We start from the raw sequence: 16,825 nt of genomic DNA, 5'->3' as shown, positions 1-16,825 counted from the left end.
CCCCGGACGAAGTCCAGGGGGAGCTCCTTCCACCACACGCCCTACCCGCCATGGCCCACCGCCCCGGCGCAGCGCTCCGGCCAGCTCCGGCCCTCCCCGGCAGGGAGGTCCTTGGCGAGCGCTTCTTCGAGGTGCGCGAGCGCCTTCAAGTCCAGCGGGCTCAGTTCCTCCGCGCCGTCCATATAGGCGGTCGCGTTTCCGGGGAGCTCGCGCAGCAGCACCACGGAGGAACCGGCGGACACGGTCCGTACTCCCAGTACCCGGAAGCCGGTCCCGGGCACGAAGACGATCTCGTCGTACGCGTCCGGGGATCCGGCCGGCGCATCGAGCAGCTGACGCACCTTGCGCCCGGTGACGGACCAGATCGCATAGCGCACGAAGGCCCCGGCAGGAGGAGCCGATGGCCGGGCCAGCGCGCTGACCGGCCCCGGCTCCTGCAGCAGGGAGCCGACCTCGAGCGCGGGCCCGGCCGCGTCCCCGCAGCGCAGCGCCACACCCCGGTAGGAGGGCAGCCGCCGCAGGGCGGACGCCAGACACCCGGCGTAGGGCAGCAGGCGCCCCTCACCGGTGCGCAGGTCCCGGACCAGCTCGCGATGGTGCAACGGCCCTTCCTCGGTGGTGAGATAGGCGTGCGCGGCGATGAGGTCGATCCTCGCCGCCTCCAGCTCGTGGCCGCGCAGGGCGGGCATCCGCGTGAGCACTCGGGAGACGGCGGCGGCATGCCGTTCCCAGACGGCCGCGGCGAAGTCGCGGAACTCCGCTCGTTCGGCGACACCGCTGACGTGGCCGGGAACGAACGGAAGGGGTGCGGTCCGCACCGCGGGGGCCGGTGCTACCGGTGCGGGTGCGATGGGTGCGGGTGCCACCGGGGCCTGTGCGGTCGGTCGCCTCGGTGCCCGTGCCGACCTCACCGGGGCCGGGCGCGCCGGGGCGGGTGCCCGACGGCCGGGCTTCTCCGGTTCGCCGCCTTCGACGCGGTCGGGCTGCTCATCGGCCGCATCCGCCGTATCGGTGTCTGAACCACCGGGCGGGCGCCCCAGCACGGTGGCAACCGCCCCGGCGCCGCTGTCGGGCCCGCCCTCCGGTGCCACGCTCGCCACAACAGCTGTCGCCGCCGGGGCACGCCCTCCGCCACCGGGACTCTCCGATGCACCACCACCGGCAGTGTCGGCCCCCTCATCGGCACCTGAACCACCGGTTGGGTGCCCCAACACACCGGCAACCGCCCCGCCCTCGCCGTCCGGCCCACCCTCCGGCTCCACGCTCGCGACAGGACCTGGTGCCGGGTCACGTTCTTCCCGACCGGGGCTCTCCGCTGCGCCGCCACCGCCGCGCTCGGGCGGCGTATGACCGGACACGGGCGCCATCGCGCCGACGACCGTACCGGCTGCCGACGCACGGTCAGGCTCCTCGCCGGCCTCCGCACTGAGCGCCGAGGGGTCGGCGAGCGATGTATCACCGGACCCGCCCTCCGGCGGCGCAGGCTCCGCCGCGGCAGTACGGGGTCTCAGCGGCGTACGTACGCCGGAGTCCGCACGGGGCCCCGAACCTGGCACCCGGACCGTACGGCCGGTCGTCCCGTCACCGGATTCCCCGGCGGAGGCAGCGGCCTGGACCGTCGTTCCGGCAGGCTCCGCGGGCCCGTGTCCCGTGGGCCCGGACGAGGAGGAAAGCTGCACAGTAGGTATCGCCGATGCCGGTGCCAACGCCGGTGACAGTGGCGCGGCAAGGGCCGGCGCCCTTCCCGCCGGTGCGGCGCCCGCGGCCGGGCGCTGCGCCGTACCGGGCCGGCGTGGAGCAGGCCCGGGGAGTCCGGCGGGCCGGGCGGTGACGTAGCGAATGCCCGGTACGCCGTGTTCGGCCGCCAGTCGGCGCAGTTCACCCTCCCCAGTCATGAGCCTGCCGCGCACCAGCAGCGTGGCCTTCGCCCGGGCCTCGGCCCCGAGGCCGACCAGGAGCCGGGACAGCGCGGGCAACAGCGAGTCGTCCAGCGGCTGTCCCGGTGCGCCCAGTTCGATGGCGCAGGTATCCGGGTCCACGGACAGCCCCGCCAGCGGAGGGCGGGGGCCGTCCCGTTCCCACAGGGCGAGTCCGGCCCGGGTCATCGTGGCCTGCCAGCGGTTCGTCAGCAGTACGGTGCCCGGTTCCGTGCCACCGGGTATCCAGGCGGGCGGATGGCTTCCCACCAGCCGGGGGGCCGGAATCCTGCCCTCCGCGTCGGCGGGCCTACAGGCCACGGACGATACGAACGGCTGCCAGCTCGGTTTCCCGTCGGCTCCCACCAGGGTCGGCCTGGGGGCCGTTCCGGGCGGTGCGTGGTCGGCGAGCAACGGCAGGCCCGTGAGTACTTCCACCTCGCTGCCCAGCATGTCGGCGACCGAGTGGCCGAGCCGCAGCAGATCACGGCGGCCCCCCGGGGCGAGACGGACGCGGGACCGCTGCGCCACCGGCAACGCCGCGAGCACGGCGGCCACTTCGTCGGCCGCGACGTCCTCCGCCTGCGGGGCGCCGACCAGGACGGTGGGGCGCTCGAAGTCGGCGGGCACCGCGAAGCACAGGTCGTCGAGGTCCGGCGCGGGGGCGTCGGCCGGACGCATCAGCACGCCCGCCGGTATCTGCTCCACCACACAGCCGCCCGTCGTGCGCGAGGGCACCCGGCCCAGTGCCTCCTGCCAGGCGGGTGCCGGGGCGCGCGGGCCCAGCTTCCGGGGTGCCGCGCCGGGCGCGAAGCGCCACCATCCGCTTCCGGGCCGGGAGTTTCCGTGGACGAACAGCGCGCCCCCGGGTGTGATCAGGACGGCACCGTCGGGTGCCATCACTTCCAGCTCCCAGGCGTCGGCGATCCTACGGGCCACACAGGGCCGGTCCGGCTGGTCGTCACCGGCACCGGACATGACGAGCCGGACCCGACGGGTGCCCTTCGCGCGGAGCGAGTCGAGGAGAGCACCCAGACGGGACCAGAGGTCGGCTTCGGGAGGCCCGTCCCCGGCGGCGGAGCCGACCATCACCGTGACGACGTCCTTGTCCACGCTGACGGCATGGGCCACTTCGGCCAGGGTGGCCAGCGGGAAGGAGTCGTCCTCGACCGAACGCACCAGCAGAAGGCCGTCGATGTCCTCGACAGGAGGGGTGCCCGCTGCCCCCGGGCGTCCGGCGACGCCGCTCGGGGCCGCGACCGGATTCCGGGTGCCACGCGCCGTACCGGACGTGGCTCGCCGGCGCTGGATGGCGTCTGACCAACGGCTCACGCGTCCGCCCCCCGTGGCTGGGGGCCGCCCTCCGTGGTCGCCGGTGCGGCGTCGGCCCGCTCGTTGCCGAGCGCGGGCGAGACGGCCTGGACTGCTGAGGCGGTCGTTGCGGTCGTTGCGGTCGGTGCGGTCGGTGCGATCGGTGCGATCGGTGCGATCGGTGCGATCGGTGCGGCTGCCCCGGCGTCACCGCTGACGGTGGGCACGGGACGCCCCCGTACACCACCGTCCCGTACGCCGTCCCGGACCGCGTCGCGCACGGCGTCCGGTTCCAGAGTCATGCTGACGGGGCCGGAGGGGTTCAGATAGAGCGCGTGCCCCTCGGGAAGCTGCCCCACGAGGTCGTTGACGTTGACCATCTCGAAGGCGAAACGGCCGGCGGTGTGCAGAAACACCGGCGAGGTGAACAGCGGGACGACCGGGGTTCCTTCCGGGGTCACGGCGCTCAGCGGGCCGCCGGCCGGGCCGGTCAGTACAGCCACCTCACGGCCGAGAAGCGCCTGAGTCACCGCCTCGCCGGGCCCGTAGCCGGTCGCGGCGAGCTGGATGGCCCGGTCCACCTCATCCTCCGGCTCGGGCCAGCCGAGCGCGCTGGGGGACGGCCGGTACTCCGGGTTGTCCTCCCACTCCTCGATCTCGCCGTCCAGCCCCGAACGCCACCGGCCGACCGACGCCCACTCGGGGGGCTTCCCTTCCCCGGACCACATCGGATCGACCACCCCGAACCAGTGGTCGGGCGCGAGCCTGCCCGCCTCGCGGATCTCGTCCGGAACGGACGGAAGCCCTTCGTCCGCGCCGTCGCTCTGGGCCATTGCTGTCCTCACTCGTTGGATCGGTAGCTGGTCGGTCACGCGAAACCCGCTGCCTGTGCGGCGACCGGAATACGGCGGGACGAGCAAGAGGAAGTGGAAGGGGAAGGGTCGACTCGGCGCGGTCGCATGAGGGGCAACTCGGGAACAGCCGGGAAGAAGAACCGGGGTGTGCCGCACGACGGTCTCACGTGGCCGATTCCACCATGTTCGCGTCTTTCGCCCGCGGCGTGTTGTCCGGGCCGTCGTACCACAGGAGGCGACGTGCGGTCGTCGCGTCCGTGACAACACCGGTGAGCAGCCCGGATTTCAGAACGGCGCGGACCGCCTCGGCGCTCCGCGCACCGCCCGAGACACCGATCAGCTCCGGAACGCCGCGGAGTTGGGCGGCGCTCATGGAGATCATGCGGGCGTTCAGCTCCGCGGGAATCACCTGGCCGTCCTCATCGAAGACGTGGCCGGCCACGTCGGCGCACGCTCCGAACACCCGGTACGTCTCGCGCTCCTGTTCCGTCAGGGCGTCGTACACCGTCGAGAGCGAGGCATCCCACGCGCCGATACCGACGACGGCCTTGGTGACCCGGCCGAACTGGGCCAGCGTCTCCGCAATGGCCGGCTGGCTTCTGAGGATGGAGGCCGTCGGCGCGTTCGGCAGGATGAACGGGGCGTAGAGGGGAAAAGCCCGGCCACGACCGGCCGCGGCGGTACGGCGGACCGCGGCGACCGCGGCGTCATTGGCCAAGTCCTGCCCGTGCACTCCGGTCAACTGGACCACCTCGCAGGAACGCAGCCGGGTGACCGCCTCGCTGAGTGCTTCCACCGCACAGCTTGCGTCAAGACCGAGGACGTCGCCCTCCTCGGCGATCTCCGAGATCAGCCGCGCCGCCGCTGTGCCGAGCCAGCGGCTGACCTGGCCCGTGTCCGCCGGAGCCACCCCGCCGCCCTGGCTCCGGGCCAGATTGACAACGATGCCATGGCGCAGTCCGAAGCGCTCGGTCAGAGCCTGCGAGAGCGGGGCGTCGATCTCGACCGGGACGGTGATGTCGATCCGCACGATGTCGTGGGCCACAGCGACATCGAGCAGGCGGGCCACTTTGAAGCGGCTGATGTTGAATTCCTTGGCGATATCCACCTTCGACTGGTTTTCGAGGTAGAAGCGTCTGGCGACGGAAGCGGCAAGAAGCTTGTCGATCATCGCGAAGGGAGCCTCCGCCTCGCGGTGTTCGCCCATGTCGTCCCTCTGCGGTCTCATCAGCCGATCCGGGTCGGACCGAGCAGGTAGTCGTAGAGTTCGCGGGGGGTTCTCTCCCGTGTGCCGGCATCGACGCCCTTGTTCCATGTCCGCGCGAAGCGCCGGTGTTCGGCCCATGCCTCGCGGTTACGCTCCAGATCACGCCGGTAGGTGGCGAGTTCCATCGCGGCGAGGTTCCACGAGTCCGGTCCGCAGACGGTGTCCTGACGGATTCCCACCGCGCCCCGTTGAAGGGTCGTCGGGAAGTTGCTGCACACCAGCGGGCGATGGGCGTACACACCGCAGCGGGCCTTTCCGGGGGCGATCTCCATCAGGAACACACAGCCGCCGCCTTTCGGCCTGCGGACAAGGTACGGGTTGAGGGTCGGCCCATCGGCCTTCAGACGAAAGCCGTCGTCGTCCTCCAGCAGGGTGATGAACTCCTCGGGGTGCTGCGCGATCCCGGCCGCGAGCCTGCGGATGTCCGCGCCGGTCACTCCGACCTTGTATCTCCGGCAGCAGTCACCCGTGCAGCCCGCACAGCCGGCGACATTGACTCCGCTTCCGTTCACGACGCCGCCTCCCCCGACTTTGCCGTCTCCGCCTCACGGGCGGTGTACGTCTCCAGGAGGTAGCGCTGGAAAACGCGGATATCGGGCTCGTCGTCGGACCCGGACTCGTCGGGCAGCGCGTTCCACCGTTTGACGACGTCGAACCAGTCGTCGCGGTCCGCGGCCCATCCGCGCTTCGCCTCCGCCAGTGTCTCCTGGTCGAGGTCCCGCTCGGACAACCGCGGTGCCCCGTCCGCCGGATTCCTCGGGGCCGGGGAGGCGCCCTCTCCCAGCTGCGCGGGGAATGCCCGGCAGGAGACCGGCGCGAGTTCTCCGATCCCGCAGTGGCCGAGTCCGCCGGAAGTGCGCAGGAGGAAGAGACAGCCTTGCGGGCCGTTCGCCAGCCTCAGGTTCACCCTCCGCCGGCCGCCGTCCGTGAGGATCCCTGTCGGATCGTCGGCGGCGGCGGGCGCGGTCTGCGTCACATGCCACGGCTCAAGAGCGAGAGCGCGTGAGACGCGGACGATGTCCGAGCCGGTGACGTAACGGGCCCCGCGGGTACAGAGGTTCTCTGCCCGGGAAGCGTGCCATTCGGCGCGCGCACCCGGCGTACTGCCCGCTGTCAACACATCGCTCCTTTGGGTCACAGTCGCACCTCACCGTGGAGTGCCAAGGCCGTCGAGGGCCACCGGCGCACCACGGGCGCCGATAACTCGGCCCTGCGAACCGCCTCTGCCGCGCTCCCAGGAGCCAGATCGGTCTTCAACCCTTTGCACCCCACAGACAACTCCCACCCCATGGCCATCAGTTCGATGTTACGCGCCTGTTGTTACATCGGGAGGGCAGAGGGGGGTGCCCCCGTAAGGGCAGTAATTCTCGCCCGCGGCGGCGTCTTCGGTGCGATGCGCGAGTCGCGTGTCCGTTCCTGGTTTCCGAGTCAAGGCGGCCAACGGAGTCACGGTGCCAGCCGGAAGCATCATCAGGGCCAACTGCGGGCCAACTCAGCACCACGCCGGCCGCCCCGCACCTGGTTCTCGATGCGGGGCGGCCGGAGCTGGTTTCAGCCGTTCAGCACATCTTGTAGTCGACGCGAGTCGAGTTGTAGGAGCACGTATCGGCCTTGGTCCCGCTCGCCCTCTTCAGGGTGGCGGTGTCCTTGTCGTTGTTCCACACATACCAGGCGCGCCCCTGGTAGCGGTTGGCCGTCGTGTTGGTCCCCTTGCCGGTGCGCACAGTGACCGTCTTGCCCTTGGCCAGGGTGTAGGCACCGAAGGTGTACTTGTGGTTCGCCACATCCACCAGCACCCAGCCCTTGAGGCTGACGGCGGCACCGGTGGTGTTGCGTATCTGTACGTACTCTGCGTTGAGGCTCGAATTGGCGCCCCGGTCCGAACCGGGGCTGTCGTAGTAGATCTTGTAGAGGTGGACGGATCCGGCGGCCTGCGCCGGAGTGGGCAGAGCGATCAGTCCGGCGAAAGCCGCCACCGTAGCGGCAGCGGCCATCGTGCGAGTACGGAGCATGAGCATCCCTCGGGGTCAGGCCGGGCACCCCCCAAAGTCGGGCCCGGCAAGACGCCAAGAATAGGTACCAACCCGGTCTGGTGTGGCAGGAGTTGAAAAACCGGGATACATACCGGCGAAACCCGTTTCCCCGTGTCTCCGTGCTGGCAGTGGCCCGCTGTTGTGCGACGGCTTGCCCGTCGACCTCCTCAAGGGCCTCGGGTAGGACCAGCCAACGTCGTCGATACGCCGGCCGTCGCCCGCGAACGTCCGGAACTGCCCAGGGACGCTACGTACCCGAATCGTCCGCTCGGCTGCTCGGGAGCAGCTCGCGAATGTCCGCAGGGAGCGCTGTCGCGACCTTCTCCATCACCTCGGGGGTGACGGCCGCGTCGAGGACCTCCAGGACCGAGGTGGACTGCTGCACTGCGGCTTCCTCAGTGGTGCCGACGCGGGCAGCGACGCGGCCGGCGAATACGGTCAGGTCGAAGCGTTCGGCATGGCCGGGGTCCGCGCCGGTGCTCTCGGGTTCGGGGACTGTCGCCGTGATGGCGTCGGCGAGCCCAGGTGACAGCTGCGCGGCCAGGTGGTGGGCGAGCCCGGGCGGGATCCGCTCGGCGAGCGTGGCGAGCACAGCCCGGGTCGTACGCTCGGCGGAGCCACGGTCCGGGAGCTGGGCGAGCGCCTGTACCTTCCCGATCAGTTCGTCGTGCTGCACGGTATTCACGTCCTCTCCGGTGCGGGGGTGGGCGGGCCTGCGTCCGCGACTGCTGCGCGGCAGACGCCCGCGAGTCCCGAGTACCCGGTGGGCGGTGAAGTCTCACCGGCGCACGCGAGGGCCGCGCCAGGGCGAACGGGAGGTTCGGTGTCGCGCAGCAGCCGCGTCAGCGCATCCCGAAGGCGTCGGCAATGTCATCGGCAGGCTGTCGAAGGCATCGTCATCGACAGGGGGCGTGCTACGCGGTAGCACACTGCGCCACAATCGGCGTAGCGTAGACGCATGACCGCACAACCTGAGATCACTCAGCGCGACCTCCGCAACAAGTCCAAAGAGATCATGGATGCCGTCCAGGACGGGCAGTCGTTCACCGTCACCCGTGACGGGCACCGGATCGGTGAGCTCATCCCGCTGCGGCGGCGCAGGCGCTTCGTACCCCGAGGGGAGTTCGCAGCGATGTCGCGTAGCGCTCCCGACCTCTCCCTGGACGCCTTCCGCGCGGACCAGGACCGCATGGCCGAGCAGGAGATGGACGACCCGTATGCCCGTTGAGAAGCCGGTCGAACACCCTCAGGGGCTGCTCGACACCAACATCATGATCCTTCGCAAGTGGGTGGATCACGAACAGCTGCCCGCCGAGATGGCGATCAGCGCCATCACCCTGGCAGAGCTGTCCGCCGGACCCCACGGTGTCCTCAGGAACGAGGAGCAGGACGACTACGACGAGCACGCCGAGCGGGCCCGCAGGCTCGATGTGCTCCAGCGGGCGGAGAGCGAGTTCGACCCGATCCCCTTCGGGGTGGAGGCCGCCCGGATCTACGGGCGGGTCTGCGCCGGAGTGATCGGCGTCGGGCGCAAGCCCCGCCGCCGGGCTGCGGACCTGATGATCGCGGCCATCGCGGTCGCCGAAGGACTCCCGCTGTTCACTACCAACCCGGATGGCTTCAAGGGACTGGACGACCTCCTCACCTTGGTTCCGGTGACGCGCCCGAAGGTGCTTCACGACCGGTGACCCGGGCGGCTCGCCCGCACCCTGCTCCAGGCACTCGTACCCTCGTACGATCTCGTACGACAAAGACGAAGACCGCACCTCTGCTCCACGCCCGGCGAGTGGCGAGCCTTCAAGTTCGGCACGACCGCGCCGCCAGGAGGGCCACCATGGCGACCACGCGGCCTCCCTTCTCACTGGCATCGACCGCGAGAAGATCGACAGTCTCGGCGGTATTCCCGAGCACGAGTGATCTTGCGGTCAGCCGCCAGGCCGCCAGGACTCGATCAGCTGATCAGGCCCCGTAGGCCGCCGCCAGCCCCTCCACGGCAAACCCGGAACGGGACACCGCGACGAGCGGCGTACCCGCGTCCGCCCCAGGAACCACCTGCGCGTCACGAGCCAGCACCGCCAGGTCCCGCGCTCCGAAGGCCCCGCGTTCCAGCCACTTGATCGATCCCGCGAAGGACAACTTCCGGGCAGGTGACCGGTCCGCCGCGACCAGGTCGGCTTCCGGATTGTTGGTACGTGGCCACCAGCCGCCGATCTCCCGGGCATCGGGCCACCGCTCGTCAGGAAGCAGCCGCCGCAGCGCTTCCCGTACGACGGGTTCCACCGCGCGGCCCCGCCAGGAGGTCCATCCCCGGTCGACCGTCTCCAGAAGCCGGTCGCTACGGCCGCTCTACACCTCCGGGATCCGCAGGCCCAGAGTCCGCGCCCGGCCCCCGCTCCAGCGGGCAAGGACTCGCTACGCTCGGTGGTCGCACCGGTACTCACCGGGCGTCTTCGGACCACTGAGGGAGACATGCACGTCCCTGCCCCGATGTATCTCCCGCTGCCCGGCCGCTTCGACTTCGGGGCGTACCACGCCGGTGACACCCCTTATCTGTTCGAAGACGCCGAGGCGCAGCCCCATTTCACTCCGGCTCAGCTACGGCTGTCGGACACCATGACGGACTACTGGGCCGCCTTCGCCCGCACCGGAAGCCCCAACTCCACCGGTCTGCCCGCATGGCGGCCGTACCGGCCCGACTCCACCCCGCCACACACCCAGTCGCTGGCCCCGGACCGGATCATCGCCGTCGACTACGCACACGAGCACCGCCTCGACTTCTGGAGCCGGTTGCCGTGACCCACAATGGCCGGGGCCGTCACACCAGGTAATCGCGTGCGGTCACACGGCACGCAATTACCTGCATCACAGAGCTTGCCGGTCGGTGGTGAGGTTGCCTTCCTTGTCTGCCCAGGTGTCGTGCCAGTTGTGGCCGTGTTCCGGTCCGTGTTGCCAGGTGTGTGTGACGTGGCCGTTGGGGTCTCGGGCGAAGACGGAGAGCGAACCGTTGGGGTTGAGGACGACTGCGGGGTCGTTGGAGAGCTGACCGTGCAGGGGTGTCCAGGGGGACCAAGGTCCGCCGGTTCCGGTCTGCCAGCGATGATGCAGAGCATTGTCGGCGCCGCGTGCGAAGAGCACCATGCCCCCATCACGGCCGACCAGCACAGACGGGCGACCTTGCGTCGCACCCTCCATATCGGCCCAGGTGTCATGCCACGCGTGACCGTGCTGCGGTCCCAACTGCCACGTGTGCGTCACCCGGCCTTCCGGATCCCGGGCGAAGACGGACAGTGAACCGTTCGGACCGAGTACCACCGAGGGGTCGCTCGCCAGACGGCCGTGGAGGGGTGTCCAGGGGGACCAAGGTCCGCCCGTTCCGGTCTGCCAGCGATGATGCAGGGCATTGTCGGCGCCGCGTGCGAAGAGCACCATGCCGCCGTCGCGGCCGACCAGCACAGTCGGGCGGCCTTGCGTCGCGCCCTCCATGTCGGCCCAGGTGTCATGCCACGCGTGACCCTGCTCGGGACCCAGTTGCCAGGTGTGGGTGACCCGGCCTTCCGGATCCCGGGCGAAGACGGACAGTGAACCGTTCGGACCGAGCACCACTGACGCGTCGCTCGCCAGACGTCCGCCCAAACCAACCCAGTCGGGCGCCCACGCGCCGGTCTCGGACTGCCACGTGTGCCACAACTGGCCGTCGTCGCCCCGGACGAAGACAACGAGTTTGCCGTACCGGCCCACCAACGCCCAAGGGCGCCCCACCGCACGGCCCGTGGGCCGACCCAGCGGAGTCCATGCCGACCATGAGCCACCTGGCGCGTTCTGCCAGCGGTGCACAACCTCGCCCGATACGTCGATGCCGAAGACGACCATCCCCGAACCGGTGTCCACCACCGAAGGCACCCCCACACTCACCCGCGCAACCGACTGCGGGTGTCCGGGGCCGACCGCTCGCGCGGCTTCTTCCAGCAGCGCTCGCGCCTTTGCCTCGGCCTGGTCGTAACGGTCGGGGAACGCGGAGCGCTGGACTCGTTGTGCTGTCTGGCCGGGCGTGAGGTCCGGAAACTGCTGCTCGACGCGTACGGCTCGCGTCAAGAATTGCTCGGCCGCGTAGGGTACGTGCCTGATCTGCTCCGGTGTTCCCCAGCCTTGACTGGGACGCTGCTGGAAGACTCCGAGGGAGTCCCGGTCGCCGCAGTCGAGGTTGTTCATGTGTGACTCGACCCATCCGGCTTCAAAGCCGGCGAGCATCACCTTGGCCGATACGCCGAGGTCGCGGCCGACGAGGTAGACGGCCTTGGTGACTTCCAAATCGTGGTCCGGTGGGACACGGCAGGGTGCCATGGTGTGTTCCTGTCTGTGCGATGTGGGGCGTGAGTTGACGTTGTGGGGGCTTGCCGTCTCTTCTGGCGGCCGGGCAAGCCCCCGCGCGGGGTGGCCGCCTCCCGTTCAGTGGTGAACGCGCTTGCTTGGTCCTCCTTCGTTGTTGTCGCGTGCGGAAGGCGGACGGTGGTGTCTACCGGGTCGGTGGTGAGGTTGCCTTCCATGCCTGCCCAGGTGTCGTGCCAGTTGTGGCCGTGTTCCGGTCCGTGTTGCCAGGTGTGTGTGACGTGGCCGTTGGGGTCTCGGGCGAAGACCGAGAGCGAACCGTTGGGGTTGAGGACGACTGCGGGGTCGTTGGAGAGCTGACCGTGCAGGGGTGTCCAGGCAGACCAGGGCCCGCCGGTTCCGGTCTGCCAGCGGTGGTGCAGAGCATTGTCGGTGCCGCGTGCGAAGAGCACCATGCCCCCATCACGGCCGACCAGCACAGACGGGCGACCTTGCGTCGCACCCTCCATATCGGCCCAGGTGTCATGCCACGCGTGACCCTGCTCGGGACCCAGTTGCCAGGTGTGGGTGACCCGGCCTTCCGGATCCCGGGCGAAGACGGACAGTGAACCGTTCGGACCGAGCACCACTGACGCGTCGCTCGCCAGACGGCCGCCCAAACCAACCCAGTCGGGCGCCCACGCGCCGATCTCGGACTGCCACGTGTGCCACAACTGGCCGTCGTCACCCCTGACGAAGACAACGAGTTTGCCGTACCGGCCCACCAACGCCCAAGGGCGCCCCACCGCACGGCCCGTGGGCCGACCCAGTGGAGTCCATGCCGACCATGAGCCACCTGGCGCGTTCTGCCAGCGGTGCACAACCTCGCCCGAGACATCGACCCCGAAGACCACCATCCCCGAACCGGTGTCCACCACCGAAGGCACCCCCACACTCACCCGCGCAACCGACTGCGGCGGATTCGTCCACCACGAGGTCTCCTTGCGGGCGCCGGCCCAGGAGAAACTGAAGTGGATGTGGTCGGTGTGCGGGTTGCTGCCCCGGTACGGCTGCCAGCCGGCATCCGCCCGGTTCGCCATCCAGATCCGACGGTTCCAGATCATGTACATGATTCCGAAGCGCCGGGCCAGGGCGTGCGGGTTACCGTGCCGGTCTGTGGCGTGCAGCCAGTTGATCAGGTCATTCGCCATGGGTTCCTGGCCGTTGACGTTGACGCCCCAGTCCCAGGCCCGGCCCTCCTTGTGCTCGCTCTGTCCCCCGCTGCCGCAAGCCCGGCCGATCCCCAGGTTCTGGGTGCCGGGGTAGGCGGCCAGGACCAGATCACGGAAGTCCACGAGACCGGGCTTGGCGGTGGGGTCGCAATCGCGTTGCGGCTCATACGGGGCGTACGGGTCGATTCCCGGACCGAAGTCCGGCGCGGTGGGTGCCATTCGAAGCTCCTCGAGAGTTTGGCTCACCTTGTGCGAGGTGGCTCTACTCACGAGGCGTCAGATCACAACCGCGATATGCCAGATCCAATCACGCAGCCCGTATGACTGATACGAAGCGGGACATGTCGGAGCCGATCAGAGGCAGCCCACTGGGGGCAGCCACGCGCTTCCGCCCGCGGTGAGACCGGGGTGACGCACCGGTGACGAGCCCCGCGTGACAGTCTCCGCATGCCCAACGACAGCACCTCCCCGATCGGCCCCGCCCGGTGAGCGCCGTCGTCGTCGAGCCTATGGATTCCGCCCCGCAGTGGGCGGCGCTGCGCGCCGACGGGAGCGGCCCACTGTCGCGATCAGTGCCCTGCCCAGCGTCTGCGGGCCGCGCTCCGGCAGCATGGACAGCGACACCCCGAACCGCTGGAGCCGGGCCGAGGCCGCCGCCCGGGCGTTCACCCATCTGTTCGTCGGCTGCCGCCTGGGCGTGCACGACCAGGACCGCATCGGCATCGTGACTTTCACCGACCCGGGCCTGCGGCACGGCGGCGACGCCCACCCCCAGGTCAAGGCCATACTCCCGATGCTGCCTCTGCTCACCGCCAAGGATTGAGATCAAGAAGCTGGACCGTCAAGCCGTTCAACGAACTGTTGTCCACCGTGGCGCACCCACAGCGCACGGAGGTGTCCTCACGTTCAGCCAGGACGCGAACCGGCTGATTACGAGCGCGGACGCCGACCGCCTGGTCTTCGTGGCGATGCCGACGAACCTCATCGCGCTTCCACCATCCAGCTGGACCGGCAGGACCCGACCGTACGCCGCAGGATTCGCATCCAGTGATGCCACCGGGCGCTCCGGTGCCATCCATCCCCGTCGGCCCGGAGCGCCCGGTTTTCCCTGGTCATTAATTACGGCCTTCGACGAAACAGCATGCCCTAAAAAATCCCTTTCGGGCGATATGAAGAATGACCCGCCGACGGCACACCTCGCGGGGTTGAACACACTCTGGGCGGAATATCGCGTTCCGATTCTTCAGAGCGCCAAGATCAGGGCGCACAGCAATTGTCAGCCCGAGATATCTGCCCCTGGAGTGGCTTCCGGCTGGAGTACGAGGGTGTCCACATCGCCGTCGCGGCACACGGGCAGAGACTCCTGGCGTTCCTGGGAATACGCGGCCGGACCAACCGCCACCTGATCGCCGGGACGCTGTGGGCCGATGCCACGGAGGACCGGGCCAAGGACAGCCTCCGCTCGACGTTCTGGCGGCTGCGCCGCACCCAACTGCCGCTGGTGGTCAGCCACGGAGACACACTCGCGCTCGCCCCGGAAGTACGCGACGACGACTGGGCGCTGTTCGACCGGAAACGGCTGCGGCAGAGCCACCCGCACGCGCTGGAGGCGGCGCTCCAGGCCGTGCGGATCGAGCCGCTGCGCGAGAGCGCGCACCGCGCCGTCGTCGCCGTACACCTCGCGGAGAACAACGTCGTGAAGGCGGTGCGGCACTTCCAGGAATTCCGCGCCCTGCTGTCCCGGGAGCTCGGCATCGAGCCGTCGCCGGAGTTCACCGCGATGCTCACCGGCTGCTCCGCGGCCAACCCGCGGAGCAGCCCCGTACAACGGCGCGCCGCCGTCCCCATCGGCGGCATATTGGCCTCAGTCAGCGGCCGCGGTTCACTCCGCGCCGCCGCTGTGTGGGCAGGGGCAGCACGGGCGGCAGCATGTCGTCCTCCTCGTCCTCCAGGGGCGGCAGCTCGACGGTGAAGTGCGGCTGGAGAAAAAGACCGTGGTGCTGCGGCGCGGCCGGCGCGTCTGCCGCGTCCTGGACAGGACGCGCGGGATCGCTGTGGGAAGAGGCAGCAGGCATGGATAACCATCCGGTAGTTGAGGGGCCGCGGGTTCCGAAGCGGAGCTGGTCAACCGCCGATGATCGGTATCTGTTCCCCCGCGCGCTACTACCTATTACACCCTATGGCTGCGGCAGGACATACTATGAAGGCCCCCTTGGAGCAGGAGATCACGCGCGTTGCCCCCGAAACACGAGGCTTCTTCCCGTCCCCCGGAGGCTCGGGACCATGACCTCCACGAGCTGCGGGCCGACTGTGCGAACTGTTTCGCGCTGTGCTGCGTGGCGCTGCCCTTCGCCCGCTCGGCCGACTTCGCGGTCGACAAGGACGCCGGGAAGCCGTGCGGGAACCTGCGTACGGACTTCCGCTGTGGCATTCACACACAGCTGCGGGACAAGGGCTTCTCGGGCTGCACCGTCTACGACTGCTTCGGCGCGGGCCAGAAGGTCTCCCAGATCACCTTCGGCGGGGTCGACTGGCGGAAGGCGCCGGGGAGCGCACGCCAGATGTTCGAGGTCTTTCCCGTGATGCGGCAGCTGCACGAGCTGCTCCGGTACGTCACCGAGGCCCTCGGCCTGGCTCCCGCCCGCCCCGTACACGCCGAGCTCCGCGGCGAACTGGCCCGCATCGACGGCCTCACCCGGGGCAGCGCCGATGCGGTCATGGAGCTCGATGTGGCGGCGCTGCGCGACGATGTCAACGCTCTGCTGCTGCGGGCCAGTGAACTGGCGCGCGCCACGGTTCCCGGGCGCAGGAAGAACCACCGCGGCGCCGATCTCGTCGGGGCCCGGCTGCGCGACGCGGACCTGCGGGGAGCCAGTCTCCGCGGCGCCTGCCTCATCGCGGCCGACCTCACGCGGGCCGACCTGCGCACGGCCGATCTGATCGGCGCGGACCTGCGCGACGCCGAGCTGAGCGGGGCCGACCTCACCGGAGCCATTTTCCTCACCCAGACCCAGCTCAACGCGGCGAAGGGCGACGCGGCCACCAGGCTGCCTCCTGCCCTCAGCCGCCCGGAGCACTGGTCCGGCACAGCTCGGCCACCGGGAAAGCCAGGCCGAGCGCGCCGGAGTGGTTGAGGAAGGGTGTCGCGGACCGTGCCGGTCATTTGCACCCGCCGGCTATTGCTGAATGGTTCCGTACCGCGGGTCACGATAAGAACTGCGGGAAAGCGCGGCTATACCGGGGTGTTCTCCGCGTGTTCCCCTGGTTGTCGCGTGACGTAAGGGTGGATAAGCTCGGTTACGCACTGTTGACACGACGATGCGGTCTTCATGAACGCGGTTGGTTTTTGGGTCGGTTGAGGGGGACATGAAATGGCACAGGGAATTGTGGTCCGGTTCGACGAGGCCAAGGGGTACGGCTTCATCGCCCCGGACGACGGCGGGGACGATGTTTTCGTCCACGCCAACGAGTTGAGCGATCGCGGGGCGTCCATCGCCTGCGGCGCCCGGGTCGAGTTCGGCGTACTCGACGGTGGTCGCGGCCTGAAGGCGTACGACGTCCATGTGGTCAGCGGGACAGGCGCGCAGTCGGCCGCCGTCAAGGAGCCCGCGGTGGGCGGAGGCACCGGCGGCCCGCTGCCGAGCGGGGCGCTGGACACGACGCGCACGGCGACCGCCGCGGTCATCCCGCTGTCGGCGAGCGGTAGGAGCGAAGGGCTCGCGGACGGGACCTGCGAGGTCTTCACACAGGGCGAGTTCACGCGGCTCGCGACGGAGATCCTGCTGGCGAGTGGCCCGGACCTGACGGCGCGGCAGATCCTCGATATCCGTGAGGCGTTCGTGGGCTTCGCTGCCGAGCACGGCTGGGTCGAGTAACGCCGCGATGCGGGGGCCTGCGACGCGCTCGC

The 16,825-nt window shown here is 69.8% G+C and carries 17 protein-coding genes; 7 read left to right on the top strand and 10 right to left on the bottom strand.

All coding sequences use genetic code 11. The annotated features are described in order from the left end of the window. Nucleotides 1–41: 41 nt before the first annotated feature. The 7 genes from ACIHCQ_RS23580 to ACIHCQ_RS23550 all read right to left on the bottom strand — a co-directional run bounded on the left by ACIHCQ_RS23580 (nt 42) and on the right by ACIHCQ_RS23550 (nt 8,057). Nucleotides 42–3,248 (bottom strand): hypothetical protein, encoded by a 3,207-nt coding sequence (locus tag ACIHCQ_RS23580; RefSeq protein WP_399665584.1) that lies wholly within the window; start codon nt 3,246–3,248, stop codon nt 42–44. After that, a complete protein-coding gene (locus ACIHCQ_RS23575) occupies nt 3,245–4,060 on the bottom strand; it encodes a type VII secretion system-associated protein (protein WP_399665581.1) in 816 nt (271 codons plus the stop codon). The genes ACIHCQ_RS23580 and ACIHCQ_RS23575 overlap by 4 nt, the downstream gene beginning before the upstream one ends. 184 nt (nt 4,061–4,244) lie before the next feature. After that, nucleotides 4,245–5,309, bottom strand: coding sequence for a sugar-binding transcriptional regulator (locus ACIHCQ_RS23570; protein ID WP_399665578.1), 1,065 nt, complete (start codon nt 5,307–5,309; stop codon nt 4,245–4,247). Next, nucleotides 5,309–5,860, bottom strand: coding sequence for a YkgJ family cysteine cluster protein (locus tag ACIHCQ_RS23565; protein ID WP_399665575.1), 552 nt, complete (start codon nt 5,858–5,860; stop codon nt 5,309–5,311). The genes ACIHCQ_RS23570 and ACIHCQ_RS23565 overlap by 1 nt, the downstream gene beginning before the upstream one ends. Continuing rightward, nucleotides 5,857–6,468, bottom strand: coding sequence for a hypothetical protein (locus ACIHCQ_RS23560; protein WP_399665572.1), 612 nt, complete (start codon nt 6,466–6,468; stop codon nt 5,857–5,859). Before ACIHCQ_RS23560 ends, ACIHCQ_RS23565 begins: the two co-directional genes overlap by 4 nt. 439 nt (nt 6,469–6,907) lie before the next feature. Continuing rightward, a complete protein-coding gene (locus ACIHCQ_RS23555; RefSeq protein ID WP_399665569.1) occupies nt 6,908–7,360 on the bottom strand; it encodes a lamin tail domain-containing protein in 453 nt (150 codons plus the stop codon). Nucleotides 7,361–7,628: 268 nt separating this feature from the next. Continuing rightward, nucleotides 7,629–8,057, bottom strand: a complete 429-nt coding sequence (locus ACIHCQ_RS23550; RefSeq protein ID WP_399665729.1) for a DUF2267 domain-containing protein — start codon at nt 8,055–8,057, stop codon at nt 7,629–7,631. A 282-nt stretch (nt 8,058–8,339) separates the two neighbouring features. Between ACIHCQ_RS23550 and ACIHCQ_RS23545 the strand changes: the two genes are divergently transcribed. Both ACIHCQ_RS23545 and ACIHCQ_RS23540 read left to right on the top strand, forming a co-directional pair. Beyond that, a complete protein-coding gene (locus ACIHCQ_RS23545) occupies nt 8,340–8,609 on the top strand; it encodes a type II toxin-antitoxin system Phd/YefM family antitoxin (protein ID WP_399665566.1) in 270 nt (89 codons plus the stop codon). Next, nucleotides 8,599–9,069: a type II toxin-antitoxin system VapC family toxin gene (locus ACIHCQ_RS23540; RefSeq protein WP_399665563.1), complete on the top strand. Its 471-nt coding sequence runs from the start codon at nt 8,599–8,601 to the stop codon at nt 9,067–9,069. The genes ACIHCQ_RS23545 and ACIHCQ_RS23540 overlap by 11 nt, the downstream gene beginning before the upstream one ends. Nucleotides 9,070–9,340: 271 nt before the next feature. Here ACIHCQ_RS23540 and ACIHCQ_RS23535 read toward each other — a convergent pair whose 3' ends face one another. Continuing rightward, complete coding sequence (locus ACIHCQ_RS23535; protein WP_399665726.1) at nt 9,341–9,706, bottom strand: DUF234 domain-containing protein; 366 nt, start codon at nt 9,704–9,706, stop codon at nt 9,341–9,343. Nucleotides 9,707–9,850: 144 nt separating this feature from the next. Between ACIHCQ_RS23535 and ACIHCQ_RS23530 the strand changes: the two genes are divergently transcribed. Further along, the gene (locus ACIHCQ_RS23530; protein WP_399665561.1) at nt 9,851–10,177 is read left to right on the top strand and encodes a carboxylesterase family protein; all 327 of its coding nucleotides are present in this window, start codon (nt 9,851–9,853) and stop codon (nt 10,175–10,177) included. A gap of 66 nt (nt 10,178–10,243) precedes the next feature. On the opposite strand, the gene ACIHCQ_RS23525 is transcribed toward ACIHCQ_RS23530, so the two are convergent. Together ACIHCQ_RS23525 and ACIHCQ_RS23520 are read right to left on the bottom strand one after the other, a co-directional pair. Further along, nucleotides 10,244–11,722 carry a hypothetical protein gene (locus tag ACIHCQ_RS23525; protein ID WP_399665558.1) on the bottom strand — a complete coding sequence of 493 codons (1,479 nt, stop codon included), beginning with the start codon at nt 11,720–11,722 and terminating at the stop codon, nt 10,244–10,246. Next, the gene (locus tag ACIHCQ_RS23520; protein WP_399665555.1) at nt 11,629–13,137 is read right to left on the bottom strand and encodes a hypothetical protein; all 1,509 of its coding nucleotides are present in this window, start codon (nt 13,135–13,137) and stop codon (nt 11,629–11,631) included. The genes ACIHCQ_RS23525 and ACIHCQ_RS23520 overlap by 94 nt, the downstream gene beginning before the upstream one ends. 307 nt (nt 13,138–13,444) lie before the next feature. Here ACIHCQ_RS23520 and ACIHCQ_RS23515 point away from each other — a divergent pair, with 307 nt between their 5' ends. The 4 genes from ACIHCQ_RS23515 (at nt 13,445) to ACIHCQ_RS23500 (ending at nt 16,793) form a co-directional block, all read left to right on the top strand. Continuing rightward, on the top strand, nt 13,445–13,741 hold the full coding sequence (locus ACIHCQ_RS23515) for a VWA domain-containing protein (protein WP_399665552.1): 297 nt from the start codon (nt 13,445–13,447) through the stop codon (nt 13,739–13,741). A 450-nt stretch (nt 13,742–14,191) separates the two neighbouring features. Then, nucleotides 14,192–14,890: a BTAD domain-containing putative transcriptional regulator gene (locus tag ACIHCQ_RS23510; protein ID WP_399665549.1), complete on the top strand. Its 699-nt coding sequence runs from the start codon at nt 14,192–14,194 to the stop codon at nt 14,888–14,890. A gap of 262 nt (nt 14,891–15,152) precedes the next feature. Further along, complete coding sequence (locus tag ACIHCQ_RS23505; RefSeq protein WP_399665546.1) at nt 15,153–16,052, top strand: pentapeptide repeat-containing protein; 900 nt, start codon at nt 15,153–15,155, stop codon at nt 16,050–16,052. 237 nt (nt 16,053–16,289) lie between these two features. After that, a complete protein-coding gene (locus tag ACIHCQ_RS23500) occupies nt 16,290–16,793 on the top strand; it encodes a cold-shock protein (protein ID WP_399665543.1) in 504 nt (167 codons plus the stop codon). Nucleotides 16,794–16,825 lie beyond the last annotated feature (32 nt).

The organism is Streptomyces sp. NPDC052236, from assembly GCF_044548015.1.
In the GTDB taxonomy this organism is placed as follows: Bacteria; Actinomycetota; Actinomycetes; order Streptomycetales; family Streptomycetaceae; genus Streptomyces.
Note: the sequence above shows the minus strand (reverse complement) of the source record. Positions and strands in the feature narration are given on the sequence as shown.

What these genes read in the sequence shown, in the direction of transcription:
- ACIHCQ_RS23575 (WP_399665581.1), bottom strand. Translation starts at nt 4,060, where the DNA reads ATGGCCCAGAGCGACGGCGCGGACGAAGGGCTTCCGTCCGTTCCGGAC.
- ACIHCQ_RS23570 (WP_399665578.1), bottom strand. Translation starts at nt 5,309, where the DNA reads ATGAGACCGCAGAGGGACGACATGGGCGAACACCGCGAGGCGGAGGCT.
- ACIHCQ_RS23555 (WP_399665569.1), bottom strand. Translation starts at nt 7,360, where the DNA reads ATGCTCCGTACTCGCACGATGGCCGCTGCCGCTACGGTGGCGGCTTTC.
- ACIHCQ_RS23545 (WP_399665566.1), top strand. Translation starts at nt 8,340, where the DNA reads ATGACCGCACAACCTGAGATCACTCAGCGCGACCTCCGCAACAAGTCC.
- ACIHCQ_RS23540 (WP_399665563.1), top strand. Translation starts at nt 8,599, where the DNA reads ATGCCCGTTGAGAAGCCGGTCGAACACCCTCAGGGGCTGCTCGACACC.
- ACIHCQ_RS23530 (WP_399665561.1), top strand. Translation starts at nt 9,851, where the DNA reads ATGCACGTCCCTGCCCCGATGTATCTCCCGCTGCCCGGCCGCTTCGAC.
- ACIHCQ_RS23525 (WP_399665558.1), bottom strand. Translation starts at nt 11,722, where the DNA reads ATGGCACCCTGCCGTGTCCCACCGGACCACGATTTGGAAGTCACCAAG.
- ACIHCQ_RS23520 (WP_399665555.1), bottom strand. Translation starts at nt 13,137, where the DNA reads ATGGCACCCACCGCGCCGGACTTCGGTCCGGGAATCGACCCGTACGCC.
- ACIHCQ_RS23500 (WP_399665543.1), top strand. Translation starts at nt 16,290, where the DNA reads ATGGCACAGGGAATTGTGGTCCGGTTCGACGAGGCCAAGGGGTACGGC.